The sequence below is a fragment of the Methanobacterium subterraneum genome (assembly GCF_002813695.1).
Lineage (GTDB): Archaea > Methanobacteriota > Methanobacteria > Methanobacteriales > Methanobacteriaceae > Methanobacterium > Methanobacterium subterraneum.
Genome location: NZ_CP017768.1, coordinates 2,184,870 through 2,202,746 on the forward strand (window position 1 = coordinate 2,184,870; position 17,877 = coordinate 2,202,746).

Annotated in this window: 17 protein-coding genes, 1 tRNA gene and 1 pseudogene; 10 read left to right on the forward strand and 9 right to left on the reverse strand. The window is 38.5% G+C overall.

Features of this window, described 5'->3' with window-relative positions:
• Nucleotides 1-396 precede the first annotated feature (396 nt).
• The 6 genes from fwdF to BK009_RS10595 all read right to left on the reverse strand — a co-directional run bounded on the left by fwdF (nt 397) and on the right by BK009_RS10595 (nt 6,612).
• Nucleotides 397-1,401, reverse strand: coding sequence for a tungsten-dependent formylmethanofuran dehydrogenase subunit FwdF (gene fwdF / locus BK009_RS10570; protein ID WP_100905060.1), 1,005 nt, complete (start codon nt 1,399-1,401; stop codon nt 397-399).
• A 4-nt stretch (nt 1,402-1,405) separates the two neighbouring features.
• Nucleotides 1,406-1,597, reverse strand: a complete 192-nt coding sequence (locus BK009_RS10575; RefSeq protein ID WP_100905059.1) for a 4Fe-4S binding protein — start codon at nt 1,595-1,597, stop codon at nt 1,406-1,408.
• A 255-nt stretch (nt 1,598-1,852) separates the two neighbouring features.
• Nucleotides 1,853-2,134 (reverse strand): DUF2097 domain-containing protein, encoded by a 282-nt coding sequence (locus BK009_RS10580; protein WP_100905058.1) that lies wholly within the window; start codon nt 2,132-2,134, stop codon nt 1,853-1,855.
• A gap of 283 nt (nt 2,135-2,417) precedes the next feature.
• Nucleotides 2,418-4,106, reverse strand: a complete 1,689-nt coding sequence (locus tag BK009_RS10585) for a DUF128 domain-containing protein (RefSeq protein ID WP_100909554.1) — start codon at nt 4,104-4,106, stop codon at nt 2,418-2,420.
• Nucleotides 4,107-4,362: 256 nt separating this feature from the next.
• The gene (gene glnA, locus BK009_RS10590) at nt 4,363-5,691 is read right to left on the reverse strand and encodes a type I glutamate--ammonia ligase (protein ID WP_100909555.1); all 1,329 of its coding nucleotides are present in this window, start codon (nt 5,689-5,691) and stop codon (nt 4,363-4,365) included.
• A 168-nt stretch (nt 5,692-5,859) separates the two neighbouring features.
• Complete coding sequence (locus tag BK009_RS10595) at nt 5,860-6,612, reverse strand: HesA/MoeB/ThiF family protein (RefSeq protein ID WP_100909556.1); 753 nt, start codon at nt 6,610-6,612, stop codon at nt 5,860-5,862.
• 266 nt (nt 6,613-6,878) lie between these two features.
• Here BK009_RS10595 and BK009_RS10600 point away from each other — a divergent pair, with 266 nt between their 5' ends.
• Nucleotides 6,879-7,331, forward strand: a complete 453-nt coding sequence (locus BK009_RS10600) for a transposase (protein ID WP_100907644.1) — start codon at nt 6,879-6,881, stop codon at nt 7,329-7,331.
• Nucleotides 7,332-7,353: 22 nt separating this feature from the next.
• Nucleotides 7,354-7,788, forward strand: a pseudogene (locus BK009_RS10605) (IS1595 family transposase); the annotation flags it as partial.
• Nucleotides 7,789-7,863: 75 nt separating this feature from the next.
• Here BK009_RS10605 and BK009_RS10610 read toward each other — a convergent pair.
• Nucleotides 7,864-7,973 (reverse strand) — tRNA-Met (locus BK009_RS10610).
• 182 nt (nt 7,974-8,155) lie between these two features.
• Here BK009_RS10610 and BK009_RS10615 point away from each other — a divergent pair.
• On the forward strand, nt 8,156-8,986 hold the full coding sequence (locus BK009_RS10615) for a methanogenesis marker 8 protein (RefSeq protein WP_100906684.1): 831 nt from the start codon (nt 8,156-8,158) through the stop codon (nt 8,984-8,986).
• A gap of 111 nt (nt 8,987-9,097) precedes the next feature.
• On the opposite strand, the gene BK009_RS10620 is transcribed toward BK009_RS10615, so the two are convergent.
• Nucleotides 9,098-9,478: a CBS domain-containing protein gene (locus tag BK009_RS10620; RefSeq protein WP_100909557.1), complete on the reverse strand. Its 381-nt coding sequence runs from the start codon at nt 9,476-9,478 to the stop codon at nt 9,098-9,100.
• Nucleotides 9,479-9,526: 48 nt separating this feature from the next.
• On the opposite strand from BK009_RS10620, the gene thiC reads away from it, so the two are divergent.
• From thiC to BK009_RS10655, 7 genes are all read left to right on the forward strand, one after another.
• Entirely contained in the window at nt 9,527-10,801 is a 1,275-nt protein-coding gene (thiC, locus tag BK009_RS10625; RefSeq protein ID WP_100905053.1) for a phosphomethylpyrimidine synthase, read from the forward strand.
• 113 nt (nt 10,802-10,914) lie between these two features.
• A complete protein-coding gene (locus tag BK009_RS10630; RefSeq protein WP_236950979.1) occupies nt 10,915-11,217 on the forward strand; it encodes a glutaredoxin family protein in 303 nt (100 codons plus the stop codon).
• Nucleotides 11,214-11,723, forward strand: coding sequence for a ferredoxin-thioredoxin reductase catalytic domain-containing protein (locus BK009_RS10635; protein WP_100909558.1), 510 nt, complete (start codon nt 11,214-11,216; stop codon nt 11,721-11,723). The genes BK009_RS10630 and BK009_RS10635 overlap by 4 nt, the downstream gene beginning before the upstream one ends.
• 270 nt (nt 11,724-11,993) lie before the next feature.
• Nucleotides 11,994-12,839, forward strand: coding sequence for a helix-turn-helix transcriptional regulator (locus BK009_RS10640; RefSeq protein WP_100909559.1), 846 nt, complete (start codon nt 11,994-11,996; stop codon nt 12,837-12,839).
• A 357-nt stretch (nt 12,840-13,196) separates the two neighbouring features.
• Nucleotides 13,197-14,615 (forward strand): PAS domain S-box protein, encoded by a 1,419-nt coding sequence (locus BK009_RS10645; protein WP_100909560.1) that lies wholly within the window; start codon nt 13,197-13,199, stop codon nt 14,613-14,615.
• Between the two features lie 143 nt (nt 14,616-14,758).
• Entirely contained in the window at nt 14,759-16,432 is a 1,674-nt protein-coding gene (locus BK009_RS10650; RefSeq protein WP_100905048.1) for an ATP-dependent DNA ligase, read from the forward strand.
• Nucleotides 16,433-16,632: 200 nt separating this feature from the next.
• A complete protein-coding gene (locus BK009_RS10655) occupies nt 16,633-17,025 on the forward strand; it encodes an exodeoxyribonuclease VII large subunit (protein ID WP_100905047.1) in 393 nt (130 codons plus the stop codon).
• Nucleotides 17,026-17,286: 261 nt separating this feature from the next.
• On the opposite strand, the gene BK009_RS10660 is transcribed toward BK009_RS10655, so the two are convergent.
• Nucleotides 17,287-17,862 (reverse strand): HXXEE domain-containing protein, encoded by a 576-nt coding sequence (locus tag BK009_RS10660; RefSeq protein ID WP_157809728.1) that lies wholly within the window; start codon nt 17,860-17,862, stop codon nt 17,287-17,289.
• Nucleotides 17,863-17,877 lie beyond the last annotated feature (15 nt).

The window sequence follows — 17,877 nt, forward strand, 5'->3', positions numbered from 1 at the left end:
AAAATCAATTTTAACGAACTGTACTAAAATACAGTTCATTAATGAGAAGGGTTTATTATAATACAAACTGGATTTAAAGCCGAAAAACTTTATTAGAAGAAAATAATATTATTTTTTGGCAGTGATCCGCTGATTTAGAGTTTAATCCAAAATAAGAAAAAATACTTTCACGGTTAATTTTTTTCAGAATTATCTTTTTTATGATAAATTTTACCTGTTGGTTAAATTTGGATAAACTTAATTTAGAGGATTTTTTATAGTTCTTGTTATTTAAGTACTTGATAAAAATGGAATTTGGCGAAACTATTTTTTAAAGGAGCTAAAAAAAGAAAAAAAAGAAAGGAGGAAGAAAATAAATTTTGGAACACTGTAAATTATTTGATATTTTTTTTAAGGTTAATCCTCCAGAAGATCTGCCAATCTACTGGTCCATGCCTTGGATTTAACATTCTCCAGGTTCATGTTTTTCCTTTTGAGTGTAATGCCCTGTTGTGGGCAGGCTTTGGCACAGGCGCCGCAAAGGATGCAGAAACTGGGATTGATGGTTGATTTACCTTCCACAATGCTAATGGCGTTACAGGGACATACATCAGCACAGGCATGGCAGGATTCACCCTTACAGGTGAAATCATCCCGGAGGAAGATTTCTCCTTCAAAGGGCTTGGTAACTTCTGCAGCATCAACTGGGCACACTTCCTGACACCATCCACATTTTACGCAAGTGTCCTCATCCAGAATTATGTCTCCTTCAATTTCAGGATTGACGATTTCATCTCGCTCCATACAGGTGGTACAAACGATTTTAATGGCATTAACCGGACAGACACGCTTACATATACTACAGAAGATACACTTGGATTCATCAATATCAACTGAAGTGGCAATGGAGGGATTACTGGAGTTGATATCATTTCGATCCATGTTAATTGCATCAGCAGGACACATTTCCTCACATACTCCACAATGGATACATTTTTCCTGGTCAACTTCAGTTTCACCACGAACCAGTTCCTTCACCTCCGGCAGGGATCGGTGGAGGAAAATAGCATCCTGGGGACATGCAGTACTACATCTTCCACAGTAGATACAGGTTTCAGAATCGATGGAAGCATCATGAGTCCAGCGGGGATAATTAATCATATCTTTGGTGTTTGTCCCATCAATATCCAATTCTAAGGCATCAAAAGGGCATGATGATGCACATAAACCGCAAAGACAGCAACTGTTTTCATCGATAGTTATGAAATCTGTTTTGAGCAGCCCTCGGGCTATGGGGAGTATTGGTCCCAGTTTGATTGCAGTGGTGGGGCAGATATCTGAACATATCCCACATCCTACGCATTTTTCATTTTTATGGGTGAGGGAACGGTTTTCCTTTCCCTCCCTTACCACAAAGCTCATGTTATCATCCTTTGCTTATGGCCTGATTTGGGCAGTTCTGAATGCATAAATCACAGTCATCACAGTTTTCTGGAACTAAAACCAGTTCACCGTCAACTTCTTTAAGTGCACCCTGTTCACAGAGTTTTATACATAATCCTTCACCGGGACAGTCTTTAATTTGACCACATTTTTCCATGTCAATGACTACAACCATAAACTTCACTTCCCTTGCTTTACTATAATCAGATTAACGATATGTATATATAAACATATCGATTTTGTTTTGGATTATTGTGGGATTGGAATATTGGCAAAATTGAAAAATGGAATATAAATGTGGAAATAAATGAATAAAAAGGAATAAAAATAGTAAAAAATTAGAGTTTCGGATTATTTTCCCAATTTAAAATACTCTTAAAGTCCAGTTGGATTGGATACATGAAAGCTAAAAAATTTAAAGAAAATAAAGTTATTCATCCTTTGCTTCCAGGGTGCAGCACATACCATCGGGACATTCATGCTCCAGCTCCACCAGATGTTCTTTCAGTTTAGAAACATCAATAGTGCTTAAACCCTTGATCATTTCGCTATCGATTTCTATTTGGATGACTCCATCATTATTGTTAACAACTTTTCCTGGAATGTAACATCTTCCCAGGGATAATCTAACAGTATCGCCTGGTTTAACTTCTTCTTCAATGTAATGGCAGATTTCATCGCAGGTAGCACAAACATTTTTATTTTTTTTCATCACATCACCTATTCAATTATTTTTATATTGATCTTTTATAACATCAAATTTGTGTTGTTGGGGTTAGTGTATTACATCTTGATATAGATGGATGAACCTTCCCCCTATTAAATGAATTTCACCTATCAAAATGAACCTTCATCAATTAATGAGCCTTCCCTTTTAAAAGTTGGACTAAAAATTTCAGATAAAAACAATTGGAGAAATTATTTGGTAATGGATTTAATAATGGATAACTTGGTTTAATATGGTGAAAATTATAAAACACTATTAAATTCACCAATTAAAACTCTTCCATCTGTGATATGTCCATTAACATCTCCACTGCTTTGGCTTCAACAGATATCCCTGCTTCTTTAATGGCTGCTATTGGATTTAAGCCACCGGGTGCAACTATCCCCACATGATAACGATCTACCTTGGCATTGTAGACCAGTTCACTTGGTTTACCAACTTTTAAGATGGAAAAACCAGCTTCTTCTGCATCATCCAGGACATCCAATGTTTCTGGTCTGGCAACATATGGAATCTCTCTTAAACTAGCCAGTATTCTTCCACTCTTCTTTAGAGAATTATTCACTGAGGTCAATCCCTTGGATAGGTATATTTCGTGGGGATCCAGTGATGATCCATTGTAAGCAGTGAGTTCAATAAATCGAGGGGATTTGCCTCCAGTTTCCAGTATGCCACCGTATTGGGGTGTGGAGGCAATACCGTGCTTGGTGAGTATGCCGTCGATGGTAAGGCTGCAAACTGTGGCCAGGCCTTTTTTACCATCTGGTCCTGGGAGTATCTGGAAATATTTACTGGTACAGTACTCTGGGCGGGAGGCCATGACCTGATCAAAGATTTTAAGACCTTCATCCAAGTCTTCGTTTTTAAGGTAAGACACATTTACTATTACCTGTCCTTTAAGAGTTTCCGGGTCAAAATCAACATTGTTTATAAGATTCCATGCCTTGGAAAGGAGGAATTTAACCTTTTCACCCGGTTCAGAACTGGCCTTTTTTATAACATTTTTGGGGGTAGTTACAGGTTCCATTTCTGAGAATTCAACAATATTCTCGGCCATTTTAATGTCAACATCATAACCTGCTTCTTTAGCAGCACATAAAGGTGAAATACCACCAATTACCGCAATACCTACCATATCTTTATCCACGGGAATGCCTAGAACAGATTCACCAGGTTTACCAATCTTCAAAAGCCCGGACACACCTATCTTCTTGAGTTTCTCAAATAATTTACTGGCATCTTCACGGGCATTGGCTGGTATCAGTCTGAAATTGGCGGGAATATCTCCGTTACCCGAATCTGCTAATTCTAAAACTGAAGTCATTTCCCGGTCGGTAAAGGCTTCCAGGGGTGTCATGGAAGTCTTTTTATATGCAATGAGTTCGGTGAAAGTTCGGGGAACATAATCGGATATTTCCACCAGTCCTCCGAACTTGGGAACTACAGGGATCCCTGATTTAAGTAGCATACCATCTATGGTAGTGCCGCAGATGGTTTCCATCACCATAGGTTCATCCTCAGTTTGGGTGGTAGTTTTAACGTAGGGACTCACTGATAATCCCTTATTGAAGATGTTTTTAATGATATCCATTACTTCAGAATCATAACTGAAGGTGGAGGAGTTCACCACTACTTTTCCCAATCCGGTGGTGGGATTCAAGGTGGTTTGGTACATCATGTCCTCAAATTTAGCGAAAATAAAATCAACCTGATCATAAATAAGGCCTTTTTCGAGTTCTTTCACACCTTCGGGCGTTATACGTCTTCCAGCATAGCCTATTCGCTCTGTGAATCCTTTCTCATCTAAGATGCGCATATGGTAGCGTACTGCTCTTTCCCCAAGATCATATCCTTTCTTGCGGAGCTCTTCAGCTATGGTTTTTGCTCCTAAGACCTCGCTTCTGTCTGCCAGGATCCTCAGGATCTCCATCATCTTACGATCAGTTTCCTGTGGCATCGATTCACCATTCTCCCTAATTTTAATTTCAAGTAAACGTTTCCATTTTAAGGAAAATCAATTGACTTCTTTTATAAGAATTATAGTTTCCTTTATGAATAGTAGTAATTTAATCCAGTTATTAATTTAAGAATGTTAGTTCTAATTATTGGGATTGATTTTAAATACTTATGGTTAAAATCGGATGGGAAACTTCTAAATATCAATGTAAGTATGAGGAGAAAATAAAAGGAATAAAAGAAATAATGGGGGGGTTTTAGATCTGCAAGTATTTTTCCAGTTCGTACTGGAATACCTGGATCCGGTAGTCATCCCATTCTTTTCTTTTTAAAGCCATGAACTGGTTGTAGACATGGTCTCCCAGTGATGCTTTAACTACTTCATCCTTTTCCAGGGCGTGGTATGCTTCCCATAGGCTGGATGGGAGGGTGTCGATGCCCAGTGGTGCCAGTTCTTCTGGGCTTAATTCAAATACATCGATTTCAGTTGGTTCTCCAGGGTGGATCTTGTTGTCAATACCATCCATACCTGCTTCTAACATGGCTGCGAAGGCCAGGTAGGGGTTACAGGATGGGTCGGGGCATCTGAATTCCACACGGGTACCGTTGCCACGGGATGCAGGGATCCTGACCAGGGTGGATCTGTTTCTGAGTCCGTAGGCAATATACACTGGGGCTTCGTATCCCGGTACTAGTCGTTTGTAGGAGTTAACTGAAGGGGCCACAATGGCAGACAGAGCTTTGGAATGTTTGAGTAAACCTCCAGTGAAGTACAATGCTTCATCTGAAAGCTGGGTTTCGGTGTCAGCATCAAAAAACACGTTTTTACCATCTTTGAATAGGCTCTGGTGGCAGTGCATTCCGCTACCGTTCACTCCGAAGAATGGTTTGGGCATGAAGGTGACCATTGAACCAAGTTTGTCTGCTATTGCTTTGATTGCCTGTTTAAAGGTGATAACAGCATCAGCAGTTTTTAAAGCGTGGTCGAATTTGAAGTCGATTTCGTGCTGTCCGGGGCCGACTTCGTGGTGGCTTACTTCCACGTCGAAGTTCAGTTCTTCCAGTCCCAGGACCAGTTCCCTTCTCATGTCAGTTCCCTGGTCTACGGGTTCCACATCGAAATAAACACCCTCATCATGGGGGTATACGGTTCCTTCTTCATCAACATCCACTATAAAGAACTCTGGTTCAGGGCCCACGTTGTATTCGTAACCCATTTTTTGGGCTTTTTCCAGGGTCTTTTTCAGTATGTATCTTGGATCTCCTTCGAAGGGTGTTCCATCCGGCCAGTAGATGTCACATATGAACCGGCATACTCCCTTTTCTTCTGGTCTCCATGGTAGGGCTGAGAATGTGTCAGGGTCTGGTTTGATTACCAGGTCACTATCGTTAATGTCCACAAATCCTTCAACAGATGAACCGTCAAATAATAGTCCATCTTTGATAATGTCTTCAATGTCGTCTGGTTTTACCAGGGGAATAGCCATGTTTTTAGGAGTTCCGTGTATGTCCACGAATTGCATCCTAACGAATTTAGTCCCGCATCTTTCAATATCTTCAATTACTTTTCCAATTTTGTCTTGCAATTTTAGTAACCTCCGTGATCTTCACCGGAAGAATGTTTCCTTTTACTGGTATATAAATGTTTTTGGAAGGGGGTATTGATATTACGTTCATTAAAATTACAATTTTTAAGATATTTTCATCATGAAATAGGAAATAAATGAACTAAAATTTAAAAAAAATCTATGTTATCAAAAACGAACCACTGAAAATGATTCTTCCTTCATCAAATCAAACATTAATACACATGGGGCCATTATGGGACTTCCTTTACCTGTAATAATTTTCACAACTTCAAAGGCCTGAAGGCATCCCACGATGTTGGGTACCGGCCCAATGACTGGTGGAACCTCTTTAGAAAGATTTGATACTTGTTCAACGATTTCATCAGTTAATTCTTTCCCGTGTGATGGTAATTTAAATAAATCTTCATATTTAGGTGTGGAACGGTTGAAAACAGTAATCTGACCCATTGTGCCGTGTATGGCTCCGTGGACGAAGGGAATATCTAATTTTTCAGTGCATCTGCTGATTATTATACGGGTTAAAAGGTTGTCCAGGGCATCAACCACGATTTGACTGCCCTTTAATATTTCCAAAACGTTTTTATCAGTTAACTCCTCATTGAATACTTCAACCTCTACCGAAGGATTTAAAGATTCAAGTCTTTCTTTAGTTACATGTGTTTTTTGCATTCCCACACTTTCTAAACTGCTCATGAGCTGCCGGTTGATGTTGGAAATTTCAAAAACATCTTTATCAACGATTTTAAGTTTTCCAAATCCCATTCTGGCCAGCATCTCAGTGGTGGCTCCACCAATTCCCCCACAACCAACAACAGTAATCAGAGAGTTTAAAAGCTTGACCTGGTCCTCTTTAGTGATGATTCCCTTCTGCCGGTCTAATATTTCCCAGTAAGTTTCTTTATTGTATTCAGTGGCCATAAATACACCAGATTGCTCATAACCTTAATATAATCATTAATTATTTCCAGTTATATATTTTTAGTCTGGTGTTGTTTTATTTTAATGTTTTTGTAGTTCTGTGGGGATTATTTTTTTAAGAAGAGAATTAAAGTTAGTTGAATCCCCACAAAAAACTACAAAATATTAAATTCAATAAATTAATACTTGTTTCAATAAAAACGTTTACGCTCATATCCCCATATTAGTGCAAAGGTTTATGTGAGGTTAGTGCCATATTATAATGTATGAAATCCGAAAATTTAGTTCCAAAATTGTTTGTTCCAGATGAAGAAAAGGCCATGGATTTTTTACGACATGTGAGGTGGTCTAGTGGAGTTTATTGTCCGGTGTGCAAATCTTTTGAAGTTTATAATCGGGGTGTTCAGGGTAAATCACGGCGCTATTCTTGCAATAGTTGTGGATTGAATTTTAGTGACCTTACTGGAACGGTATTTGCCAATAAAAAGCTTCCTGTGGGTGAGATATTTTATATCATTATGAATTTGGATAAAAAAAGTGTTCAAAGGCTTTCAGATGAGTTAGGTCATAAGTGGGATAGTGTTTATCGTGTAGCGCATGAATTTAGAGAAAGTTTGATGGATAAATCCACGGATCCTGTTTTGAAGGGTGATGTGGAAATAGATGAGATGTATCAATCTGCAGGTGAAAAGGGTTTAAAAAAACTATCCAAGGACTAGAGGACTTAAATTAAGGGGAAGGGGAACTTGGAAAAAAGATAAACCGCCAATTATTACTGTAGTGGAAAGAGGAACGCGAAATACAATATTAATGGTAGAAAAGAATCTTTCTAAGGATTTAATTCGGGAAAAAATAGATAAGCATTGTAATGAACCTATAAGGTTATTTACTGATGATTATACTATATACTTTGGTTTAGAAGGCCATTCAAAGGTTAAAGAACATCACATAATCAAACATTCAGAAAAAGAATATGCTGATGGTGAAAATCACGTTAATAATTGTGAAAACAGACATTCGCTCTTAAGGCAATATTTAAGAATATTTAGAGGGGTTTCAAAGAAAAAACTGAATACTTATGTTAAATTCTTCCAATTTACTTTCAATAAAGGGGTAAATTGGTTTGGAAATGCAATCCAATTAATATTAAATAATTGCACTAATACCGGGAGATGAGCGAACGTTTAAAATAATTAATTACCAATTGGATTAATATTATTCAACAAATACCTTTTTAAAAGTTAAAATAAGTGCCGGGGGCGGGATTCGAACCCGCGACCTCGCGGTATCCCAGGAAAAAGTCAGAGCACTTGCTTAATACCCTATGAGCCGCGCGCTCTAACCAGCTGAGCCACCCCGGCATGGCTTATATGCTGTTCATTCTCATCTAATTTAAAGTTTTCTATAGCAGGAGTATTATAATTATCCATAACACTTTTCTTGGAAATTTTATTCAAAATATATGTGGTCATAAATGGTAAAACTTTTAGACATGATTACCAATGGTAAAGTATGTAGTTGTGAAATATTAGAGGTGTTGAAGGTGGATGAACATGTTATGGAGGCTCTTGGAAAGGCAAAAGTGATTATAAAGGGAGGTAAAGTGGTCGACATTGGAGAACCCCTGATTGATTACTGTCCTTTGTTCCATAAATACAGGGGAATAGAAAAACTCACTCCTCAAGTAATTAAAGAGAACATGGAGTTTCGTATTGATGATTTTGGTATGTGCACCGGTCAAAGGAAAATGAAGATGGCTGATTTCCTTTCCTTCGGTATATCAGAAACATTAGGCACATTGCTGGATGAAAAAGTCATCCAGTGTGCAGTGATAGTATGTGAAGGATGTGGCACAGTAATTGTGGAGGACCCAGAACTGGTGCAGGGAATAGGTGGCAGAATTTCTGGAATAATTAGCACCAGCCCCATAAATGAAGTAATCAATGTTGTGGGTAGTAATAAAGTACTAAACCCGGAAAATGCCCAAATTAATCAAGTTAAAGGGGTTATTAAAGCTATTAGGGATGGTTACACTAAAATTGGCGTGACTGTGGCTTCTGCAGAGGATGCGGGTAAGATTCGGGAAATTGAAAGTGAGAATAAAGATGTAGAAATATATATATTCACAGTTCACACCACTGGTCTTTCATTTAAGGATGCCGAATCCCTCTTTGAAGATGCGGATGTGATCACTGCCTGTGCATCACTGCAGTTAAGAAAAATTGCGGAAAAAAAGGATGTATTCTCTGTTGGAGCGTCAATACCTATTTACGCAGCCAGTGAGGATGGTGAAAAGTTCCTTAAAATGAGAATAGAAAAAATTGGTGGATTAAAGGATAAAAAAGATGCTAAAATTCCGAATCCTTTAATTTAAGGTTATGATAATCATTTATATGTCCATCAGGATTGGTGGTACGATTTATCACAGAATATTACAAGATAAAGAGATAATTAATTCAAGGAACAATTTCAGGATGTCATTGAATCATTCTCCGGAATCTGCCAGTGCACGGATCAGTGAGCTCTGGGTTATGAGCCCTACTAAATTACCATCTTCCACTACTGGGATTCTCTGGTAACCCTTATCAGCCATTATTCGGGTAATAACCATTATAGGAGTTTCTTTATCCACTACCTCTAGATTTTTGCTCATTAAATCCCCCACTTTCAGGCCGAGAGATTCTCCCCCTGCTAATAAAACATCTCGGTGGGTTATTATTCCCACCAACTGTTTTTCATCCACTACTGGCAGGCCTCCCACATTGCAGCGCATCATCTTCAGTTTGGCAGCCGCTACCAAGTCATTGGGGGAGGTAACATGCACTTCCTGAATCATGATATCCTGAGCATGCAGTTTTTTTATCATAATATTTAATTCAGAACTACTTCCTAATATAAACATGAGGGATGAAAAGTGACTCAGTTGTACCAGGCTGGCAAGGGCCAGATCACAGACGAAATACGAAAAGTAGCAGAATATGAAGGAATAGATGTTCAAAAACTCACACGTAGAGTTGCTAAAGGTCATGTGGTGATTCCTACCAATAAAAATAGGAACACCAAACCCTGTGGAGTGGGTAGAGGACTCCGTACCAAAATCAACGCCAATCTAGGATCTTCCCCTGAACTGGAAAATGTTCAGTTGGAGGTAAACAAGGCCAAAGTTGCAGTAGAATACGGTGCTGATGCACTGATGGATCTTTCCACCGGACCAAAATTCCGTGCAGTGCGCCAAGCAATAATGGAATCTACTGATCTTCCCATAGGTACTGTGCCCATATACCAAGCAGGAATCACGGCTTCCCAGGAAAAAGAAGCAGTGGTTAACATGGATGAAGATGACATGTTCCAGGCTATTGAAAACCAGGCCCGGGAAGGTGTGGACTTCATGACTGTGCACAGTGGCATCACCCTGGATACAGTGGAGAAAGTCAAAAGATCAGAAAGAATTATGGGAGTAGTAAGCCGTGGAGGGGCGTTTTTAACTGCATGGATACTCCATAACCAGGAAGAAAACCCATTATACAAAAATTATGATTACCTCCTGGAAATTGCCCGGGAACATGATATTACCATTTCATTAGGTGATGGCCTCCGACCCGGATGTCTGGCTGATGCTTCAGACATACCGCAAATTGGTGAGCTCCTTATACTGGGAGATCTGGTTAAACGTGCCAGAGAGGCCGATGTACAGGTCATGGTAGAAGGACCAGGACACGTACCCCTAAACCAGGTGGAAGCCAACATGCAAATCCAGAAAACAGTCTGTAAAGGTGCTCCTTTTTATGTTTTAGGGCCAATTGTAACTGATCTAGCACCAGGATATGATCACATAACATCTGCCATTGGTGGTGCTCTGGCAGCCCGTGCCGGTGCTGATTTCTTATGTTACGTAACCCCTGCTGAACACCTCTCCATACCTGGCCTTCAAGATGTGAAAGAAGGTGTTATAGCATCAAAAATAGCTGCACAAGCTGCTGATGTTGCCATTGGGCTTAAAAGTGCATGGGATAAGGAGATGGGAATGGCCAGAGCTAGGAAAAATTTCCAGTGGGAAAAACAGTACCAGCTTGCATTTGACCCTGAAAAGGCTAGAAAATGCAGGGAAAGAAAACCTACTCCTGAAAGTGATATGTGTACAATGTGCGGTGAGTTCTGTGCCTTGAGGATGGTGAAGGACAACCTATAACATTTAATAAAATATTATATTTTAGTGGTTTGGTCAGTTTATTAATACATCATGAAACATAATTAAAGATGGAATTACAATGAATTTGGGCCTGATCCAGATGGATAACTTTAATGATATCTAAAGGAGGAAATCAAATGTTAATGCAACATGTTGATGGTGAAAACAAAGGTAAAATAGTCCTTTTTGCTTTAAGTACTTGCGGCTGGTGTAAAAAGACCCGAATGCTTCTGGAAGATGTGGGAGCTGAATATGACTATGTCTATCTTGACCTCCTCCAAGGAGATGAAAAACAGGAAGTAATCCAACAAGTGGAAAAATGGAACCCCCAACTTTCATTCCCCACAATGGTGATAAATGATAAAGAAACCATTGTGGGATTCAATGAAGATAAAGTGAGGGAGATATTGGGATGAACCCTGAGGATATCACTGCAAATGATGTGAATACTTATTATGAAAAGTTAAAAGAAGATGCAAAGGCTTCTGGTTATCATCTGAATCCTGATGAATCATTCACCAAGGAACTTCTGGAAAGCATCCTCATAAATCAGGATCGTTATGGCTACGGAGCATGTCCCTGTCGACTGGCATCTGGAGTCAAAGAAGAAGACCTGGATATCATATGTCCCTGTGATTATCGTGATACTGACCTGGATGAATTCGGAGCATGTTACTGTGGGTTATACATCTCCAATGAAATACTCCAAGGTAAAAAAAAGTTAACTTCAATACCCGAAAGAAGACCAGGACCTGGAGAACGCAAATCAACCAAAAAAATCACTCAAAAAAGATCTTTAGGTTCTCTATATCTTCCAGTGTGGAGATGTAAGGTTTGTGGGTATTTGTGTGCTCGTGAAGAACCTCCTGAAATATGTCCCATATGTAAAGTGGAAAAAGAAAGGTTTGAAAGGTTCATTTAAGATAAATGTTTTTAATAAACATTTAATCACTATTTATTAATAATAAAATTCTGCGTTATCCCACAATTTTAGGGTATAGCTGTTAATAATCAATTTTACTACTTATTAACCATATTTATATAGTGGCCACTAAGGGAATATTTATTAATCTCCACTAATCATATGATCATGCAACTAAAATTAAGGTCACAAAAGTCAATAATGAAAATCATTACATAAACTCTATATAATAATTAAAATCCCCTTATCCAAATCAAAGGTGGAAGTGAAATGGACTATATGTTTGAACTCTACGAGCAAGTTAAAGATGATATGAAGTTTTTTATAGCCTCTGATGTGCGGGCTAAAATATTAATAAGTTTAAGAAGTGGATCCAAGAATCTGGCTGATTTACGTAAGGAAATCCATTTAAGTTCATCCACCATTCTACATGGGATGAATCAACTGGAACAGAAAAATTTCATTTTCCGAGAATCAGGAAACTACTCCCTATCCCAAACCGGAGAAGTGGTAGCCAACAAACTAATCGATGTAATGAGATCCTTCTACTCCCTAAACCTATGTGAAGGACTGTTCTTAAACCATGACATCAGCTGCATACCCCCAGAACTCTTCAAAGATATAGGTTGTCTGGAAAAATCATTCATTGTCAAATCCACCAGCACCAATATCATGAGACCACAAGAGGTTTTATCCGAATTCCAATCAAAGAGCAAAAATTTCAAACAATTAACATCAGTTTATAACCCCTCAAGCATTCAGATTTTCCTGGAAACCCTTGAAAAAGATGGAAACGTTCAGTTAATCATGACTGAAGGAATTATTGACAAACTGATTGAAAATGCAGGGAAAGACAAACTGGAAAAATGGATCAATGATGGTCAGTTACAGTTAATGAAAATCGATGAAGATGTGAAGATCTCACTGACCACAGGAGATAACTTCATTGCTTTGGGCCTATTTTCAGCTGACGGAGCATATGATCTGAATATTTCCCTAATTAGTCATGGTGAAGAGGCTATTTCATGGGGGAACCGGTTATTTGATCATTATTTCCAACAAGCCACACAGGTTAAGATGGATGCACTGGAAATTCATGATGAAATCCTGGCCTGAAATTAATTTTGAAAAAATTAAATCTTGTGAATATACAATCAAAACCGATCCTATCGAGTTATCGGTTTAACATACTATTTTTTTATTTAACTGACTTTAAGATGTTATTTTTCAAGTTTTATTTTTTTTATATTATTTTTCCAATTTTTTTCCTGTATATATGTTCAGATCTGAATCGTTTAGCTTATTCTTTTGTTATATTGTGTTTCCAAAAGCTTCACTGGATGTTCAGCCTGAAAAACCTTACAGATTATAAGTATAAAAAGAAGTTATTGGGAAATAATAATAAGTATAAATGTTAATGATCCATACCAATAAATATCTGAAATCTTAATGAATAACACTCTGTGGGATGTTATGGCTGAAGAAATAAGAGTTCTAATACTAGAGGATGTGCCATTGGACGCTGAACTTATAGAAACTCAGCTTAAGCGAGAAGGTCTCCAATTCACATCTAAAATCGTGGAAAAAGAAGATGATTACCGGAGAGAACTGGTGGAGTTCCAGCCGAGCATCATCCTGGCAGATCATTCCTTACCTCAATTTGATGGAATCACGGCCATGAACCTGGCCAGGGAAATCACTCCCAACACGCCCTTCATCTTTGTAAGTGGAAAAATAGGTGAAGATTTCGCGGTAGAAATGTTAAAAGAGGGCGCAACAGACTATGTTCTTAAAAATAACCTCTCAAAATTACCTCATTCTGTTTTAAGGGCTTTGAAAGAGGCTAAAGAAAAACTTGAAAAATCAGTTGCGGAACAGGCTCTTAAAGAACGTGAAGAAAAATACCGGACTCTTTTTGAATACTTCCCTAATTACGTGGTTGTCCTAGGATTGGATGGTAAAATAATCGATCTCAACCATGCTGCGGCAAAGTTCAGCCCACTCTCCCGCGATGACACTATTGGTATGTACTTCACTGATCTCCAGTCCATTACTGGGGAAGATTCTACCTACTATCAGGAATTATTTTCCAAGTATCTAAAAGGAGAAGATGTGGGTCCATTTGAGTCACGTTTAATTACCCGGGAAGGCGAAATACGCTTAATGGAAATTTATCCGGCTCCTTTACTTAAAAATGGGGAATTATTTGCAGTTCAAGTCATAGCACAAGATATCACCGATCGTAAAAAGGCAGAAACAGAAATAAATGCATCTTTAAAGGAAAAAGAGATGCTTTTGGGTGAAATCAATGGAAGGGTTAGAAATTATATGAACATGATCTCCAGCCTGCTGGAACTACAATCAGTGTACATGAAAGATGAGGAAAACCGGGAAGTTCTGAAGGATAATAAAAACCGGGTTAAATCAATGCTACTCATCCACGATGGATTCTCCCAATCTGAAGATTTTGCTCTAATAGATTTTTCCCAGTACATTAAGAAAATTATAGAACTCATTATCAGTTCTTACCACGTTGACACAAACCGGATAAAGATGAAAACACGGACAGATGGTTTAATGTTGGACATTGATGCCGCTATACCCTGTGGACTGATCATCAACGAACTCCTGACCAATGCGGTGAAACATGCCTTCCCTGGAACCAGTGAAGGAGAAATATCCGTGGAGTTCGGTCTGGATAACCATGAAAACAATGTTTTGATTGTTAACGATAATGGTGTGGGGCTTTCTCCAGATATTGGATTTAAGGATAGTGGAACCATGGGATTCCAGCTGGTGAATACCTTGGTAAACCAGTTAGACGGGAGTATAATACTTTCCAGAGATAAGGGAACCACTTTCCAGATTATCTGGTCTGAATCTGAATATTAACATTGATGGTATTGTTTTAGGTTCCAAAAGTTCTGATTCATTTTCGGAAATTTGTGAATCTAGGGTACTTAATATTTTTTTAAATGGAAACAAAAGCTTAAACCTATTTAAAACAGCTAATTAATTGTAGTGGTGATAATTCAATGCTTTACAAGGATTTAGTGGAAGTTTACCAGGATCTGGACTCCACCACCAAGCGTCTGGAAAAGACTGATATTTTGGCCAAATTTTTGTCTAAAGTAGGGGATGAAGAACCTGAACTCCTACCTATAGTAACCCTACTATGTCTGGGTCGAATTTTTCCCACTTGGAGTGAGGAAGAACTGGGAATCGGATCAAAATTACTGATGAAAGCCATTTCACAGGCAGTTGGAGTTTCTCCTGAGGATGTGGAGAATCGTATGCGGGACACGGGGGATATTGGTGAGGCTGCAGAGGAATTATATCTCAAAAAAAGCCAGGTAACCCTGTTCAGCCGACCAATAACCATAGGAAAAGTACACCGTAATCTGGTGAAGATGGCTGAAATTTCAGGTAACCGGGCCCAATACAAAAAAATAGACTATTTAATGGAGCTATTGTCATCAGCATCCCCTGCAGAGGCCAAGTACATCACCCGAACCGTACTGGAAGAACTACGTGTTGGTGTGGGGGAAGGAACCATCCGTGATGCAATTTCACAGGCATTTAACATACCCAAAGAAGTTACAGAACGAGCACATATGTTAACTAACGACATGGGATTGGTAGCGGAGGTGGCCCGGATGGAAGGTGGAGAAGGGCTGCGTAAACTAACTCTTAAACCTGGAAAACCAGTAAAACCCATGCTGGCACAGTTATCTCCAAGCATAACTGAGAGTGTGGGGGAAATGGGCTGGGCCATCTGCGAAACTAAATATGATGGGATAAGGGTTCAAATTCACCGGCATGGTGATAAAATAGATATTTTCACCAGAAGGCTGGAAAATATCAGCCTGGCACTTCCTGAAATCTCTGACTACATTGAAAAATCCCTTCCACACGAGGATTTCATTGTGGAGGGTGAAATAATCGCCAGTCGGGATGGTAAACCCATATCATTCCAGTACATGCTGCAAAGAGTGCGTAGGAAATATGAAATCGATAAAATGGTTTCTAAAATCCCTTTAACTGTTTATCTATTTGATGTGCTCTATTATCATAGGCCCGTTCTTGATGAACCTCTCCAAGAACGGAGAAAAACCTTAGAATCAATAGTAAAAGTGTTGGAAGGTAAACTAGAGCTTTCTGCCCAGGTTAAAGTCACTCTCGAGGAGATAGGGAAGGCTCAGGACCTCTTTGAAACATCAATTAAGGGTGGTCATGAGGGTATAATGATCAAAGACCCTCATGCACCATACATGCCAGGTATAAGGGGTAAGAAGATGCTAAAATTGAAGGCAGAACCGGAAACCCTGGATCTGGTGGTGGTGGGTGGAACCTACGGAAATGGCAAGCGAGCTCATCTCATTGGATCCTATCTTATGGCTCTTCAGGATGAGGACAACCAGCTCAAGCCCCTGGCTTACGCTGCAACTGGTTTGGATGATCAAACATTGTTGGAGCTTTCTGAAATGGTAGAACCTCTAATAATCAGTAAAAAAGGTAGGCAAGTGAAGATCGAACCATCCATAATCATGGAAATTGCCTTCAGTGAAATAGTGGAAAGCCCGGAATCCGAAACAGGATATTCACTACGGTTCCCGGTGGTTAAAAGGATTCGTAACGACTTAGGGTTGGATGAGATTGATACTCTGGAGAGAATTGAATCAATCTTCAGGAACTCAGAGAAAACTTGAATGAAGTGAATGAGTTTAAATAACAATCTCAATTCACCCATATCCATGGCTTTTTTAGGAAGTTTTCAGGCGGAAAAAAGTTTAATTTAACCAATTTTTTTAATTCTTTATTTTTCATTTTTTTTTATATAACATCCCATTGGTGTGCACACTACCATAATTTATTAATAATATCATTACTAGTAATAATGGTGGTTGTAATGGAAGACAAGAAAATCTTCAGACTGGCTTTATTCACTACTATTTTGGGGTTGGTGGGGATGATATTCTCAGCCAACTATATAACACCCCAGGAAGTTCAAATTAAAGATATGGACCGTGGAATGCTTGATAAAGAGGTTTCAGTTGAGGGATTGGTCACTGGAGTTAGCCAATCCCAGAAGGGTGGAACCTACTTCCTGGAGTTAATGGATGGCACTGGGAAAACCAAGGTGGTTATATTTGAAAGCGCGGCATCCGAAATCCAGAAAACCAGTGTAAACATTGAAAACTTTAATAAAAGACGTGTAAGGATTGTAGGGAAGGTCACTGAGTATCAGGGTAGTCTGGAAGTGGTACTCAAGGATGCTAGTTCACTAAAAATAATAACGTAATCAATGGTTTATTTGTCTTGATGCTACCCTAATTCAATTTTATCACCATTCTTCACTTTTATGGAACCATTTTTCAATATGAACAATAAATTCCCACATCTCATCTCCCCATACATGGGCACTAAACTTCTGATTTATTCAAGTTTCCAATTGAATTTAAAGCCCTTTATCTCATTATAAAAAATGTGTAAAGTGAGAATCTTTTCCTGCAATGTAGAGTGCGGGTGGATACTAATTGGCTAAATAATTTATTAAATCTGCTCATAATTCATTTTTTTGATAGTTCATCTTTATGTAGCCGAATACCACAATATGCAGTAATATTGAAAAAAATATTGATATAATGGAGGTTATTGGAGAAACAGCGTTGTAAGAATAATATATTATCAAAGCATAGACTCCTACGGGAATTCCCAATATTAAACTCACAATAAGCCCTGGATTATATTCCTGATTTTTTATGGAAAAAAACACATGGCTTAAACTATTAAATACAGCAAAATAGGGGATCCATAGGCCAAACATTATGTTAACTGAGGATAAACCTGCAAAGATGGGCATCAATATCCAGATAATAGGAATATTTATCCAAAAAATGTTTTTTTCATTTAAAGGATATTCTCCTTCTTGAACCTGGAATACCTTTTTATTAATGTAATTTTTAAACCCATTTCGCGCATGTTCCTCAAACTGATGTAACAAATAAATAGGTATCTGTATCCAAATCAAAAATAGAATTGTATTTTCAAGTTTTATAAAATAGATCACAAGCAGTGTAATTGCTATTGCAAGTAAAACACTTAACTTTGCCCAATTTTTATAGAGCCAATTTGTCATCATGGCCACCAGAAT